Below are 13786 nucleotides of genomic sequence, written 5' to 3' on the forward strand. Positions count from 1 at the left end.
GCATGACCCATACGACCGTTATGGGCCGGATACGCCGTCCACCTAGCGCTTCGGACCTTCCAACGGCGGCATGGGCCGCCACTGCGGATCATGCAGCAACGCCCTCGAATCACGCCATCCGCGAGCAATCTGCACCAACCCCGTACGCCAATGCTCACGGTCCACCGCCAGCAGACGAATCACTTCCTTGGCTGCAGTAGCCAACGTTCCCAACGCGAACAACGCCGGACGATAATCACCGAACGTCATGAAGTACCGTGCCATGTACCCCCGGTTGCGCATGATGTGATACCGGTTCACATCCGACGTGGAGTTCAACTGGCGCACGCCGGCGATATCCCAATTGCCGATCTCACGGGTACGGCGCAGCACTACGTCGGGCACCACAATGGGATCGGTGACCTTACTGGCACGATAGCCATACATAGTGTCATCCCAATAAATGAAGAACCTTGGGTCAGGCAAACCGATGCGCTCGACCACACGACGGTTGAACAACCCGCCCTCGAAGCACAGCGTGTTCATCACGCGGTAACCGGCCGGGCCGAATGCCGCCGGCGCGATGGGATTGGGAATGCCCAACCCAATCATGAAGTCATACTGCCAGTAGAACGGCCCGCCATCGTAGTCGAAACGGCTGCCCTGGATCACTTCATGACGATCGGTCCAGCGCGCCAGCTTGCCAATGGCGTCCGGCAGCACCGCCACATCATCGTCCATCACCCAAAACCATTGGGCACCCAGTTCATATGCTTTGGACACACCGGCACTGAAGCCACCGGCACCACCCAGATTCTCGGTTTGCGGAGCATATACCACACGCGACTCATTGCCCGTGGCATCCGGCACGGTCGTGCCCCACTGCGAGGTAAGCCTTTCGGCAAACTCACGAACCATCGCCTCGGTGCGCGGGGAACTCTCGTTGTCCACCATCACCACGCGCCAGGGAGCGTCGTCCAATTGCGCGATGGAATCCATCAGAGTCGACAAGAGCTCCTGCCGCTTGTATGTCACCACCACAATGGCTAATTTGTCAATACGCGAGGAAGAACGATGCTGTTGTGTCATAGTTCCTATTCTTGCACCCGCCCCCGTCCACCGCCACCAACACCCTGACGGCAATGTGGACAACGCCACAGCCACGACATAACGGCAAAGCTTGCATCCGCCAGCGCAATACGGTATAGCTGAAAGGGCAAGTTTCAGGAAAGGCGAAATTCCTTACTGGCGGTGATGCGCACGTACGCGTGCGCCAGCCCGCGAGCCGCGCAAGCGGCCGATCCGGTGCGATTCCGGAGCCAACGGTTACAGTCCGGATGGAAGAAACAAGGAGCTCACCATGAGCGCATCTTTACATACCCATACTCGTACCCACGGTACCGGCGTCAATGATTCGGGACGCTGGTCCACCCGTCGCATCGCCATCTATGCCCTATTCGTGGCGCTGGCGATTGCCTGCAGTTTCATCGAATTGCCCATTATGCCGGGCGTGCCGTGGCTCAAATACGATCCGTCAGGCATTATCTGCCTAGTCAGCGGCTTCGCCTTCGGACCATCCGCCGCCGTATTGGTCAGCGTGTTGGGATTCGCTCCGCACGTGTTCATGGACCCTTGGGGCACGCTCATCGCCATTGGCGTGGCGCTGGCCTTAAGCGTACCGGCTAGCCTGGTGTACCGCCGCTGGCATACCCGCACGGGCGCTCTGGCGGGCATCATCCTCGGCGCCGTATGCGCACTTATTTTCGCCTTGGCGGCAAACCTGCTTATCACACCGCTGTACGCGCATATGAGCGTCGGCCAGGTCGCCGCCATGATCGTCCCGATTTTACTGCCGTTCAACCTCATCAAATTTACCATCCACGGCGCGGTGACATTCTTGGTCTACAAACCGATTTCGCAATTGGTGGCCCGCTGACGAGGCAGTCCGCATGCGTAAATACGACAGCACGACGTCACCCGATACCGACAGAGCGGACACAGCCGTCATTGCCCATGCGGCACCCGTCGTAGCGGAACTCTCCCATGTGTGGTTTCGCTACGACACCCCTGCCGGCCCCATCCACACCTCCACCGATGCACACGGCGGCCCCACTAGCGATCACACCGAAACGGCCAGCGACGCCGCATGGGCGTTGCGCGACATCAATCTCACCATCCATGCCGGCGAACGCCTGTGCCTGATGGGAGCCAATGGTTCGGGAAAATCTACCTTGGCGAGGCTGCTGGCGGCATTATCCTCCCCGGATGAGGGCACAGTCACACTGATGGGCCATGCCGTCTTCGATGACACCGGCATCCATGCCGACGCTTACCGCCAGGCGCGACGGCATATTGGCATGTGCCTGCAACAGCCAGAAGACCAAATCGTCACGACATGCGTGGAAGAGGATGTGGCATTCGGCCCGGAAAATCTGGCCATCGCCCCCGAAGCCATCGGCGACCGCGTGCGCCATGCACTGCATTCAGTGGACATGGATGCCTGGCACACGGCAGACCCCTCACATATGAGTGGCGGACAGCAACAGCGCATTGCCATCGCCGGCATGATTGCCATGCACCCAGACATGCTGATTTGCGACGAACCCACGGCCATGCTTGATCACCAAGCCCGACAGGCCGTCATGACCATACTCGATCGTCTCCATGCCGAAGGCGTCACCATCGTGCATGTCACACACGACCCTGCGGAAACCTTGCATGCCGACCGGATCATCACCCTATCGCAGGGACGCATTGTCTCGGACAAACAGCTACGACAGACTGCCGAGCAAGCGACAAATCTCGATGCAGCCGATATCTCCCCCGGCAACAAAGCACCCGCATATGGCGTCAGCACCCATGTCCGCCATGACGCCAACGGCCGTACCGAACGGTCCAGCCACGCGGACGATATCATTGTTATGAACGGCATAACCTACCGCCATCCAGGCGCAGATTATGCCACGTTGGAACACTACTCACTATCCGTGCGACGCGGAGAAATGCTTGCCATTATTGGAGACAACGGCGCCGGCAAATCCACCGCGGCGCGACTGATGTGCGCTTTGGCAACACCACAGTACGGCAGCATCACGGTTGATGGCATCACACTCGCCACCTCTCGCGGACGCCGGCGCAGCCGCGGGCTCGCACGTCGTGACAGCCGACGGCTACGGCGCACCATCGGATATGTCATGCAGCACCCCGAACGCCAATTGTTCGCCGAAACGGTGGAACAGGACATTGCCTACGGGCCGCGCAACCTGGGATGTTCATCTGACGAGGCGCTTGCCCGAGCGCGTCAGGTCATGGAATATCTGCATCTGACCGCTTTGGCGCATCGCTCGCCGCATGCACTCTCAGGCGGGCAGCGACGCATGGTCGCCATCGCCGGTGTGCTGGCATGCCAGCCGTCCATCGTGGTGATGGACGAACCCACCGCCAGTCTTGATCGCAAGTCAAGCGAACGCATGTGGGACCTTATGCATGAATTGCGCCAGCAAGGAATCACCATCGTCATCGTCACCCATCGGCACGAGGAAACGGTCATGGCCGACCGTGTGGTACGACTTGAGCCCAATAGTCAGGCCGAACGACATGCCACCGGGCATGAGCGCGAGCACAACGCGACGGACACCGCGGCACGGCAGCTCGACCCGCGCGCCATCTTGCTCGGCTCATTACTGATGATGTTCAGCGCGTTCCTCATCAAGACGCCCTGGCAGCTGGCGTGGGCGGCATTGTGCGTCGGCGGCCTGATATGGCACGCACGCCGCCACGCGATTGCCATCCTTGCCCGACTGCGCGCCCTGATTGTCATGCTGATCGTCATCGGCGCATGCAACGTGCTGGTGGTACGCAGCGGCCACGTATGGTGGCGTTGGGGTGCATTGACGGTAACCAGCGATGGTGTGGCCACGGCGGGACTGTATACCGCGCGTTTCGCCATGGTGCTGATATTGGGTGCCATCGCCATGGCCTATGTAACCCCTACTACATCCACCGAGGCTGTCGCCACTCTGCTCTCGCCGCTGTCACGCATCGGCATGCACCCCCAGGAAAGTGCACTGGTCATGACGCTCGCACTCCGTTTCCTGCCAACTCTAGGCGGCGAAATACGCGCAATCGTAGATGCGCAGGCAGCACGCGGCGGAGCCATCGAATACGGCTCCCCCCTAAGCCGCATCCATGCACTGGCAGCCATCGTCACGCCAGTATTCGTCGGCGCTCTACGCCATGCCGACAATCTCGCCTTGGCGCTAGACGCCCGCTGTTACGAATCCGGAGCGCAACGCACCCACTGGAAACATTTGCAATGGCAGATTACAGACACCATGTGCATGCTTGCGGTCGTGTGTTATGTGGCGATATTACTGATACTAAGTCTTGTCTAGCACCCGACCGCAACGATCCCAACGATTGCCATCATTGTCTTTGCAAGACCGTGGCTCGACCATGAACCGACAATATCGAGCGCACGCCAATGCGGCTCGAGTCCGGTACGCCGCACCATGCCCATGCCGCGTGGATGAGATCATGATGGTCACGCGCCACTCTGGTCGGCGGGCATAGTTCGCAGTGTGTCATGAAAATCTTCAATCATCGACTGCAGCGTGATTTCTTCCATGGCACGTCTGACCGCATCTTCAATCTTGCGATACGAAGGCTCCAATACCTTACGGATATTACGCGCAACCGGACAGGGGCGTTCATCGCAATGATGGATTCCAATAATGGAATTCACACCATCCGGATCAAGCGCGGAATAGATTTGGTATAGAGTGACCTGAGACGGGTCAACGCATAATCGCGCCCCGCCAGTCCCGCGAGACACCGTAATAATTCCCGCCTTGCGCAACGCACTGAGAATAGTGCGAATTACCACAGGGTTGCTTCCCGTACTTTCCGCCAAAAGAGTACTGGTTACTTTTACCGCGTCTTTCGCTTCATGGATAAAAATCAGACAGTGAACCGCGACGGAACATTGCACGCTTATCTGCATAGACGGGTTATGTCCTTTCACAACACAAGCAACACGTTTTGATGTAATTATTGACTTTACATCTTTGAGGCGCTACGCTACTTAGATGTAAATTCATTTGTTACAACCGATATTTTACCGACTCTTGCGCAAAAAGCAAGAAGAAGCATAAGGCCCAGCCGACCACAGAGAAAGGCTTCACATGAAAGCGGCTCAAATCATGCGCTACTCACAGAAAATATCCACAATGCCCAACGATATAGCCAAACCTGAAATTTCAGATTCCGAAGTGCTGATTCAGGTAAAGGCAGCAGCGGTCAACCCGGTGGACCTACTGATCTCGAGAGGAAGCGTAAAACTCATCCAGCATTATCCTATGCCACTGACCCTGGGAAACGAATGCTCGGGCATCATAGTCCAGGCCGGCCGCAACGTGCGCAATTTTCACGAGGGCGACAGCGTTTATGCACGTCTACCGATCAACCGCATTGGAGCATTCGCGGAATATGTAGCGGTCGACCAAGATGCCATCGCCAGCATGCCGAAAGGCTATGACTTCAATACCGCCGCCGCTATTCCATTGACCGGATTGACGGCATATCAGGCCATCACCGAAGAACTGGAAGCACGACCGGGGCAAACAATTCTCATTCCCGGCGGATCAGGTAGCTTCGGACAAATAGCGGTTCCTATCGCCAAGGCATTGGGACTGAAAGTAATGGTAACCGGCAATGCACGGGCAAAAGAGCGATTCCTCTCCATGGGCGTCGATCGTTATCTTGACTACAGAACGGAACGCTACTGGGAACTCTTGTCCGACATCGACCACGTAATCGACACGTTGGGACCGACTGAATTCGAACACGAATTGTCGGTTTTGAACAAGGGCGGACGATTGGTAAGTCTGCGAACCGGCCCCAACAAAGCATTTGCCCAACGCCATCACTATGGCAGTCTGAAAAAGTCACTGTTCGCATTCGCCGGCCACTCATACGACAAGATCGCCAGAAAGCAAGGCAAAGAATATCGCTTCATCTTTGTCCGCTCCGACGGAAAACAGCTGCGACAAGTAACCGAAATCATGGAAAACATGCAAATGAGACCCGCCATCGACTCACGGATATTTCCATTGGATCAAACCAACGAGGCATTGCGGCTTGTCGACAATGGGACAATCAACGGAAAAGTCATAATCCAACCATAAAAAAGCGCAGCCGTGACCACGCGATGACCATTTGCCCTTATGCATGCGATCGCGAAATAGTACGCCGCCCTCCACCGACATGAACGAAGACGGCAACCGTCGGGCGCGCGGAAATATTGCCCCTGTCGCAACCCACGCGGAAGTAGGTGACTTTCCCGCAACGCCGCACGGATACACACCAGGCGTCAATGGCACTCACGAATACATATGGGGCGCATATTCCGCCGAACCCACACCATACGACCCCGTCAACGCCCTGCCGCTACTCGCCACGCATGGCGATGCGCTTACGGTTCAACCAATACAGGCCGTAGCATAAGGCAATAAAGATGATTTCAGATACCAGCGCCACCCACTGTTCGGGATCAAGCGCTACCAATACGCACGACAGCACGCATAAGCCGAACGCCAACCAAGACACCACCGGAAATCCCGGTGTGCGATACGGCAGTTCGTCAAGCGTATGCCCATCACGCAACCATTGCTTGCGAAATCGAATCTGGCACCACGCCACTACGGCCCATACCACTACCGCAGACAAACCGGAGATACCCACCAAAATCAGATATACGCTCGATGCGGCCACCACCGAAGACAGCAACGCCAGCAACCCTCCGGCCATGCTCACACATAACGCCAGCACCGGCGCGCCATGACGATTCGTCGCGGCGAAGCACCGAGGCAGCATCCCCTCGTTACCCAAGGACCACACCATGCGTGTGGCGGCATACAGTCCCGAATTCGACGCGGACAGCAATGCGGTCAGCACCACCGCATTCATAATGTCACCCGCATACGGCAGTCCGATGGCGGAAAACACCATAACGAACGGGCTTTCGTCCACACCGGCATCCTGCCACGGAATCAACGCGGACATCACCACGATGCTGCCGATGAAAAACACCAGCAAACGCCACAGGGTCGTATGAATCGCCTTGGGCACCGCCGTCCGCGGATCGCGTGTCTCCCCTGCGGTCACCGCCACCAATTCCGTACCCGAAAACGCAAAGTTCACCGTCAGAATCGTGGCAAATACCGGAGCGAACCCATTGGGGAACAATCCGCCGTCCACCACATTGCTCAGCCATGGCGCATGATCGTGCCCGCTGATGGAAATCACCCCGGTAATGGCCAGCACGCCAACCAGCATAAACACGACGATGGCGGCGACTTTCACCGATGAGAACCAAAACTCGGTTTCGGCGAAAAACCGCACCGACAACGCATTGACGATAAACACCACCACGATGCATATGGCGCTCCACACCCATGCGGGCGTATGCGGAAACCATCGTTGCATCAACAGTCCGGCAGCCGTAAATTCCGACCCCAGCGCCACCGTCCACGTGATCCAATATTGAATCGCCACCACAAACCCCGTCGCCGGGCCGATATATCGGGTGGCATATACATGAAACGAACCGCTGACCGGCATGGCCACGGACAATTCGCCCAGACACAGCATCACCAGATACACGATGAGACCGCCAATCGCATACGCCAGAATCGTGCCGAAAGGCCCTGCCTGATGAATGGTGTACCCGGAACTGACGAATAGTCCGGTGCCGATCACGCCACCCAGCGCGATCATCCGCACATGACGGGTTTCCATGCTCCTGCGCAGCGTCGTGCGCGAAGCCGCATCACGTTGCCGTGTGTCATGAGCCATTATGGTGCCTTCTTTCATCAGCCATACCGGTTATATGCCTATTGCCAGACACTGCCGTCCGCCCCATCGAACCGACGCCAACGCCATCAATACTGCATATATACAAAGTTGCGTATAACAATATACATGTTGGGGCGACGACCTGCTATCATGCCAAGTCGACGGCGAACATCAGCCACGGAAGGGGAATCATGCTGCGCACCTGCATGCGATGGCTTACATACGACCTGGTGCTTACTCTTTCAGCCATCGCCGCGATTATATCCAGCGTCATCGTGCCGCCCGACGCGCACTACGCGGGCTATATCGACGCCGACACGCTTATCGTACTGTTCGCACTCATGCTGGTGATGGCGGGACTGCGGCAATTACAGGTCTTCACGCGCGTAGGACACGCCTTGGTGCGCCGCGTACACACCACACGCGGCATCGCCCTGACGCTGGTACTGCTGTGCTTCCTGTCAAGCATGCTGGTTACCAACGACGTGGCGCTTATCACCTTCGTTCCTTTCGCCATGCTGGTGCTCACCATCACGGCAATGAACCAATCCAGCTGCCTTATCGTCACCCTCATGACCATCGCCGCCAATCTTGGCAGCATGCTCACCCCCGTAGGCAATCCACAAAATCTCTTCCTCTATGGTTTGTCCAACAGCGATATCGTGACGTTCCTCGGCATCACCGCACCGTATGTGCTGGTTTCCGGCATAGCGCTTGTCGCGGCCTGCGTCCTCACCGTACGCAACACCACCATCGACGCGCCGATGCAGAGCGAGCCCTATCACATCGATCCGAGGTTGTACGGCTACCTCATACTCTTTGCGCTATGCCTGTGCTGCGTCGCCGGATGGCTGCCGCATTGGACGCTGGCCATCATCGCCATTATCACCATCGCCCTCCTTGACCGGCGTCTATTCGCACACGTCGACTACACACTGCTGCTCACCTTCGTATGCTTCTTCATCTTCGTCGGCAACATCAGTCGCGTCGACGCCCTGCACCAATGGCTTACCGAGCTGGTCAACGGCCACGAGCTACTCACCAGCGTTGCATCCAGCCAAATCATCAGCAATGTGCCGGCCGCCGTGCTGCTCTCCGGGTACACCCCTCATGTCAATGCGCTGATCGTGGGCACCAATATCGGCGGATTGGGCACGCTCATCGCTTCCATGGCCAGCCTGATCTCCTACAAGCAAATGGCGGCGAATCACCCCTTGCGACTCAAGCGCTACACAGCGACCTTCACCCTGTGGAACCTTGCGTTTCTCATCGTGCTCTACCCTATGGCAACCATATTGCTCGCACGCTAAGGCGCATTCCGCAACCGGCCGCTGTCCGAGCCATCGCACGACCCGCACCATACGTCATTCAGGAACACGCAGGCCCCAACGCAAACGGCTCATACCCCAGCGCGTCATCCCACTGCGGCTTCCACGAGTAGTGCATGGCATACGCCGACTGCCAGAACATCACCTCATGCTCGACGCCGGTCACGAAAATCTCCTCCAGTTCACGCAGCCGCGACTCGTCCAAGGATGCCGCCAACCGTTCGATCTGTTCGACCAGCCACACGGTGCTGTCCCAAAACTCATCGGAGGCATACATGTCAATCCAACTGCGATACGGATTATCCGGCAGCCGATCGGCAAACTGACGCGCCAGCCGCACGCCATAATCGGCATACACCCACGCGCACGGCAGCACAGCCACCAACACATCCACCACGGGCCGCGCATACGCGATGGCAAGAATATTCGACGTATAGGCCCGCGCAAACGCCGATTGACGCACCTGATCCATCTGCTCCCGGCTCACCCCGTAACTGGCCATGTAGGCACGATGCACGGAAGTCTCCACCTCGATGATCTGCCGTTGAACGCGCACCATATGCTCGGCGATCTGCGGGTCATCGGTTTTCGCCACCACCAACGCATGCACCTTGGCATATTCACGCAAATACCGGAAATCCTGCAGCAAATAAAACGCGAACCGCTCACGTGCCAACGTGCCCGCGCCCAGTTCCTGCACGAACGGCTGACCATAGCCATCGCGCCACACCGCGTCGGCGGCAGCCCGAAAACGCCGCGCCAACGGCGGCACCTGCCGGTTCGGCCACGCAGCATCGCAAGCCACCCGCCCCCAAGCATCGTCATACGTACCGGATTGCCGCATATCAATAGCATCACTCATATCATGCCTCCCTACGATGGTATTAACCAAACAGGTTCAAAGGGTCAGGCCTGTCGCCTTTCTCAACCCGCAACGGGTTCCCCTGCATTCCTGCGTTATTGTTGCACCACATGGCGACCAAGCGCAAATAGAGGGCTTGCAGTATGCTATTAAGGCGGCCGGCAGCCGTGGATATTGCCGGCGCGAGCAACCGTCCCCCAACATGAAAGCGTCCCCATGGCACTGACCAAGAAGCAGACCAAGCAATTGCGCGCCCTCGCCAACCGGCTCAATCCGATTCTGTGGGTGGGCAAAAACGACGTAACCGAAGCCAGCCTGACTCAGGCCGACGAGGCGCTGGAGCATCACGAGCTCATCAAGGTGGTTGTTCAGGACGGCTCCGGCCTGACCGCCAAGGAAACCGCCGAAGCGTTGGCTGAGCCATTGCACGCCGATATCGTACAGGTCATCGGCAATCGCTGCGTCCTATTCCGCGTCTCGCAGCGCAAGAACATCGAGCATATTCGCCTGTGCCGCGACTAAGACGGTCGACGCCGTCGGCGACTGCCTGCAATCCGCTATGCCACAACGCTCAACCGACTTTTTACGAATTACCCCATCGGCTCGCGCTCAGCCAGCGCGAGCCGATGTCAATTACGATTGCAGTTAGGCACTTTTACGGTTAGACGCGATTACGCTATACGACGTACCACTGACGAATCGACCACTAATGTGCCACAATAATCATATGAGCGAAACCTATGATCATGCTGCATTACCCACCCGCCTCGACGCCGGCACCCCAGCCCCCGACTTCACCCTACCCACCGATGACGGTGGCACCTTTACCCTATCCGAGCATCGCGGCAACCGCGTGATTCTCTACTTCTATCCGGCCGCTATGACTCCGGGATGCACTACCCAAGCCTGCGATTTTCGCGACAACATCGCCCGCTTGACCTCCTACGGGTACACCGTGGTTGGCATTAGCAAGGATCCGGTGGACAAACTGCGCCGATTCCGCGAACGCGATCATCTGCCCTTCACCCTGCTCAGCGACGAAACCCTTGAGATCCATCGACTATTCGGCGCCTACGGCGAGAAGAAACTCTACGGCAAAACGCATATCGGCGTCTTACGTTCGACATTGGTCATTGACGAACAAGGCATCATTACCCTCGCTAAATACAATGTGCGCGCCACAGGACATGTGGCCTCATTAATGAAAGCCCTGTCGCGCTAACAACTGCATTGCACATACCGCCGTTACTAACGCCATGCCGCCATAATCACCGGCATGGCGTTCCATATCAACCAGCCGCCTACCACCGTTAGCAACACACCGATCCCTACAAGCGCGCGCACCACAGCGCCCCGTTGAGAACGACGAATAGGCCGACTCACCAGACCATCCGCCTCTCGGTTCGCGCTACCAGTGCCATACTGCTCATGCACGAATCGCCGAACGCCGTACGCTACAACACCCGCCAGCAACAGTGCCAGTCCAAGAAACAAGAGAGGCAGTCCGACAACGATGAGTCCCCATGGAGACAATACGTTGAGCTCAAGCATCATGGCCTCCCATTCCACAATGATGACATTTATGTCGAATATGACATTGTCGTATACGACATTATGCACCACAACGACCAGATGCTCACTCATTCCACAGGATGAATATGCCGCCGCACGCACCGCAACAGATCGTTAAGAATGCCACGATGCAGCACTCATCAGCAGGTGAGCATGCTCGCCATCCAATGCCATCAGCCATGAATTTGCAAGATACTCCCACCTGCGACACGACGATATCATCACACGCGAGCCACCGATATTGATCGGACCACTAATTCATCAGTCAGCCGTCCGCCTACGCGCGCGCAGACGGAACGCCGCCACCAACGACAGCCACGAGACCACGCCAATGCCTACCATCGTCGCAAATGTCCACATACCACCCACCGCAGTGGCGTGCGCCAACACGGCATCCGACTGTCCATCGGCTCCGGCTTGAGCCACAGCGATCATCGTGGAGAACAACGCCGTACCCGCAGCCCCGCCGAACTGCAGCATGGTATTGAACACGGCATTGCCATCCGGCATGAATTCCGGCGGTAGTTCGCTCAACCCACTGGTCATTACATTAGAAAAGCCCAGTGAATAACACACACCGAAAATAAAGTAGAAACCCGACAACGTCCACGGCGTCAAATGCATGGCGTTCACCAGCAACAGCACCGGGCCAATCACCGCAACGCCCAACGCCGCCAGAATCGGACGAGTGGCACCGAAACGGTCATACAACATACCCCCCACCGGCGCGAAGAACGCCCCCACCAAAGCACCCGGCAGCACCAACGCACCGGCGACGAACGCCGACGTGCCCAACGCCATCTGTGCCACATTGGTAATCACATAGCCAAAACCGATACCCACCATCGGCAGAATCGTATACGGCAGCAAATGCAACAGCACTACGCGGTCGCGCATCCAACCGAGACGAATCAGCGGCGAAAACACCCGCGACGACGACCATCCGAAGAACACCAAGCTACCGATACCCACCAAGGCACTGACCACGGCGACCGTCAGACTGCTTGCATACTCCATACCGGACACTGCCTGGCTCATGGCCACACCGCCCTGGTTCAACGCCAACACCAAACCACACAAACCAGCCACGACGGCAACCACCTGCAATGGATTGATACGCGCCTGCTCCACCGGGCGACGCTGTTCGATGCAATACAATCCCAACGGCAGGGACACCAACAGCACCACCGGAATCACCATCATGAAAATGGCACGCCACGGCAGCACGCTCGCCACGGCGCCACCCACCGTGGGGCCAATGGCGGGAGCGACGGTAATCACCAACGAGCCCACGCCCATCAAACGGCCGACCTTGGAACGCGGTGCCTGTTCCAAAATAATGTTGATCATCAACGGCGTAGCCACCCCGGATCCGATGCCCTGAATAACGCGCGCCACCAAAATCACGGCAAAACTATGCCCAACAATCATGATGAAAGAACCACACACGGCCAAGACAACCGCGACGACGAAAATGTGCTTCAGCGGGAAGCGACGCTTAATGAAGGAGGACATGGGCATGGTCGCCGCTACCACCAGCAAATAGATGGTGGTGATCCACTGCACCGTCGCCGTATCCACCTGCAATTCCACCATCAGCTGCGGAAACAACACCGTCATCACCGTTTCCGTCAAAATACCAATGAATGCCAGCGATCCCACAGCCACAATCGAGCCGATAAGCCGCTTGCTAATGCGATCGTCCTGTATCTGTTGCGTCGTCAAAGCGTAATTCTCCCTCTCTCTATGTCACGCCCGCACCGTTTGATGGCGCAGCATGTCCGTCCGCGCGCTTCGGCATGCCACATCACGCAAACTCCTATGCTTACGCTGCCCATAGGCAGCGTAAGGGGGCAGTCGCACAGGCTGCCCCCTTGATGTCGATCACGTCGCAGTCAGCAATACGTCGGACTAGTCGGCGACCAGTCCCAGCTCCTTGAGCTTATTCGTCAGCTGCGGATTCGTGGGTTCCACCAATACCGCGCCATCAGGAAACACAATCACCGGAATGTGGCGTTGTCCACTTATCTCCTGGGCTTTCTCGGCGGCGCCTTCCTCAGCCTCAATATCATGGTGGGTGTACTCAACGCCCAAACGCGCGAATACCTGCTGGGCCCGACGGCAATCGCCGCACCAATCAGCGCCATAAAAATCGATGGTAGCCATCGTGTTGTCCTTTCTTTTCATTATT

13 protein-coding genes and 2 riboswitches are annotated in these 13786 nt (G+C 57.5%); of the genes, 6 read left to right on the forward strand and 7 right to left on the reverse strand.

What is annotated here, in order from left to right; translation table 11 throughout:
- Nucleotides 1–42: 42 nt before the first annotated feature.
- Nucleotides 43–1068 (reverse strand): glycosyltransferase family 2 protein, encoded by a 1026-nt coding sequence (locus AC1AWK_RS04305; protein ID WP_476568387.1) that lies wholly within the window; start codon nucleotides 1066–1068, stop codon nucleotides 43–45.
- A 126-nt stretch (nucleotides 1069–1194) separates the two neighbouring features.
- Nucleotides 1195–1332: riboswitch (FMN riboswitch) on the forward strand.
- A gap of 7 nt (nucleotides 1333–1339) precedes the next feature.
- On the opposite strand from AC1AWK_RS04305, the gene AC1AWK_RS04310 reads away from it, so the two are divergent.
- Both AC1AWK_RS04310 and AC1AWK_RS04315 read left to right on the forward strand, forming a co-directional pair.
- Entirely contained in the window at nucleotides 1340–1915 is a 576-nt protein-coding gene (locus AC1AWK_RS04310) for an ECF transporter S component (protein WP_476568389.1), read from the forward strand.
- Between the two features lie 13 nt (nucleotides 1916–1928).
- A complete protein-coding gene (locus tag AC1AWK_RS04315; protein ID WP_476568391.1) occupies nucleotides 1929–4373 on the forward strand; it encodes an energy-coupling factor transporter ATPase in 2445 nt (814 codons plus the stop codon).
- A gap of 149 nt (nucleotides 4374–4522) precedes the next feature.
- On the opposite strand, the gene AC1AWK_RS04320 is transcribed toward AC1AWK_RS04315, so the two are convergent.
- A complete protein-coding gene (locus AC1AWK_RS04320) occupies nucleotides 4523–4981 on the reverse strand; it encodes an Rrf2 family transcriptional regulator (RefSeq protein WP_476568393.1) in 459 nt (152 codons plus the stop codon).
- A 181-nt stretch (nucleotides 4982–5162) separates the two neighbouring features.
- Here AC1AWK_RS04320 and AC1AWK_RS04325 point away from each other — a divergent pair, with 181 nt between their 5' ends.
- On the forward strand, nucleotides 5163–6164 hold the full coding sequence (locus tag AC1AWK_RS04325; RefSeq protein WP_476568395.1) for an NADP-dependent oxidoreductase: 1002 nt from the start codon (nucleotides 5163–5165) through the stop codon (nucleotides 6162–6164).
- A gap of 262 nt (nucleotides 6165–6426) precedes the next feature.
- On the opposite strand, the gene AC1AWK_RS04330 is transcribed toward AC1AWK_RS04325, so the two are convergent.
- Nucleotides 6427–7833: an amino acid permease gene (locus AC1AWK_RS04330; protein ID WP_476568397.1), complete on the reverse strand. Its 1407-nt coding sequence runs from the start codon at nucleotides 7831–7833 to the stop codon at nucleotides 6427–6429.
- Between the two features lie 191 nt (nucleotides 7834–8024).
- Between AC1AWK_RS04330 and AC1AWK_RS04335 the strand changes: the two genes are divergently transcribed.
- On the forward strand, nucleotides 8025–9143 hold the full coding sequence (locus tag AC1AWK_RS04335) for an SLC13 family permease (RefSeq protein ID WP_476568399.1): 1119 nt from the start codon (nucleotides 8025–8027) through the stop codon (nucleotides 9141–9143).
- 58 nt (nucleotides 9144–9201) lie between these two features.
- On the opposite strand, the gene tenA is transcribed toward AC1AWK_RS04335, so the two are convergent.
- On the reverse strand, nucleotides 9202–10023 hold the full coding sequence (tenA, locus tag AC1AWK_RS04340) for a thiaminase II (RefSeq protein WP_476568401.1): 822 nt from the start codon (nucleotides 10021–10023) through the stop codon (nucleotides 9202–9204).
- Nucleotides 10014–10117, reverse strand: a riboswitch (TPP riboswitch). (Overlaps the previous gene by 10 nt.)
- Nucleotides 10118–10239: 122 nt before the next feature.
- Here tenA and yhbY point away from each other — a divergent pair.
- Both yhbY and bcp read left to right on the forward strand, forming a co-directional pair.
- Entirely contained in the window at nucleotides 10240–10545 is a 306-nt protein-coding gene (gene yhbY, locus AC1AWK_RS04345; RefSeq protein ID WP_476568403.1) for a ribosome assembly RNA-binding protein YhbY, read from the forward strand.
- A 205-nt stretch (nucleotides 10546–10750) separates the two neighbouring features.
- Nucleotides 10751–11245, forward strand: coding sequence for a thioredoxin-dependent thiol peroxidase (bcp, locus tag AC1AWK_RS04350; protein WP_476568405.1), 495 nt, complete (start codon nucleotides 10751–10753; stop codon nucleotides 11243–11245).
- A gap of 26 nt (nucleotides 11246–11271) precedes the next feature.
- Here bcp and AC1AWK_RS04355 read toward each other — a convergent pair whose 3' ends face one another.
- The 3 genes from AC1AWK_RS04355 to AC1AWK_RS04365 form a co-directional block, all read right to left on the reverse strand.
- A complete protein-coding gene (locus tag AC1AWK_RS04355; protein ID WP_476568407.1) occupies nucleotides 11272–11667 on the reverse strand; it encodes a hypothetical protein in 396 nt (131 codons plus the stop codon).
- A gap of 189 nt (nucleotides 11668–11856) precedes the next feature.
- Nucleotides 11857–13320 carry an MFS transporter gene (locus AC1AWK_RS04360; RefSeq protein ID WP_476568409.1) on the reverse strand — a complete coding sequence of 488 codons (1464 nt, stop codon included), beginning with the start codon at nucleotides 13318–13320 and terminating at the stop codon, nucleotides 11857–11859.
- Between the two features lie 186 nt (nucleotides 13321–13506).
- Nucleotides 13507–13761, reverse strand: coding sequence for a glutaredoxin domain-containing protein (locus AC1AWK_RS04365; RefSeq protein WP_476568411.1), 255 nt, complete (start codon nucleotides 13759–13761; stop codon nucleotides 13507–13509).
- Nucleotides 13762–13786 lie beyond the last annotated feature (25 nt).

This window comes from Bifidobacterium sp. LH_491 (genome assembly GCF_056356495.1).

Coding starts and splice junctions, on each gene's coding strand:
- AC1AWK_RS04315 (WP_476568391.1), top strand. CDS start 1,929: ATGCGTAAATACGACAGCACGACGTCACCCGATACCGACAGAGCGGAC.
- AC1AWK_RS04305 (WP_476568387.1), bottom strand. CDS start 1,068: ATGACACAACAGCATCGTTCTTCCTCGCGTATTGACAAATTAGCCATT.
- yhbY (WP_476568403.1), top strand. CDS start 10,240: ATGGCACTGACCAAGAAGCAGACCAAGCAATTGCGCGCCCTCGCCAAC.
- AC1AWK_RS04335 (WP_476568399.1), top strand. CDS start 8,025: ATGCTGCGCACCTGCATGCGATGGCTTACATACGACCTGGTGCTTACT.
- AC1AWK_RS04330 (WP_476568397.1), bottom strand. CDS start 7,833: ATGGCTCATGACACACGGCAACGTGATGCGGCTTCGCGCACGACGCTG.
- tenA (WP_476568401.1), bottom strand. CDS start 10,023: ATGAGTGATGCTATTGATATGCGGCAATCCGGTACGTATGACGATGCT.
- bcp (WP_476568405.1), top strand. CDS start 10,751: ATGAGCGAAACCTATGATCATGCTGCATTACCCACCCGCCTCGACGCC.
- AC1AWK_RS04365 (WP_476568411.1), bottom strand. CDS start 13,761: ATGGCTACCATCGATTTTTATGGCGCTGATTGGTGCGGCGATTGCCGT.
- AC1AWK_RS04310 (WP_476568389.1), top strand. CDS start 1,340: ATGAGCGCATCTTTACATACCCATACTCGTACCCACGGTACCGGCGTC.
- AC1AWK_RS04320 (WP_476568393.1), bottom strand. CDS start 4,981: ATGCAGATAAGCGTGCAATGTTCCGTCGCGGTTCACTGTCTGATTTTT.
- AC1AWK_RS04355 (WP_476568407.1), bottom strand. CDS start 11,667: ATGAGTGAGCATCTGGTCGTTGTGGTGCATAATGTCGTATACGACAAT.
- AC1AWK_RS04325 (WP_476568395.1), top strand. CDS start 5,163: ATGAAAGCGGCTCAAATCATGCGCTACTCACAGAAAATATCCACAATG.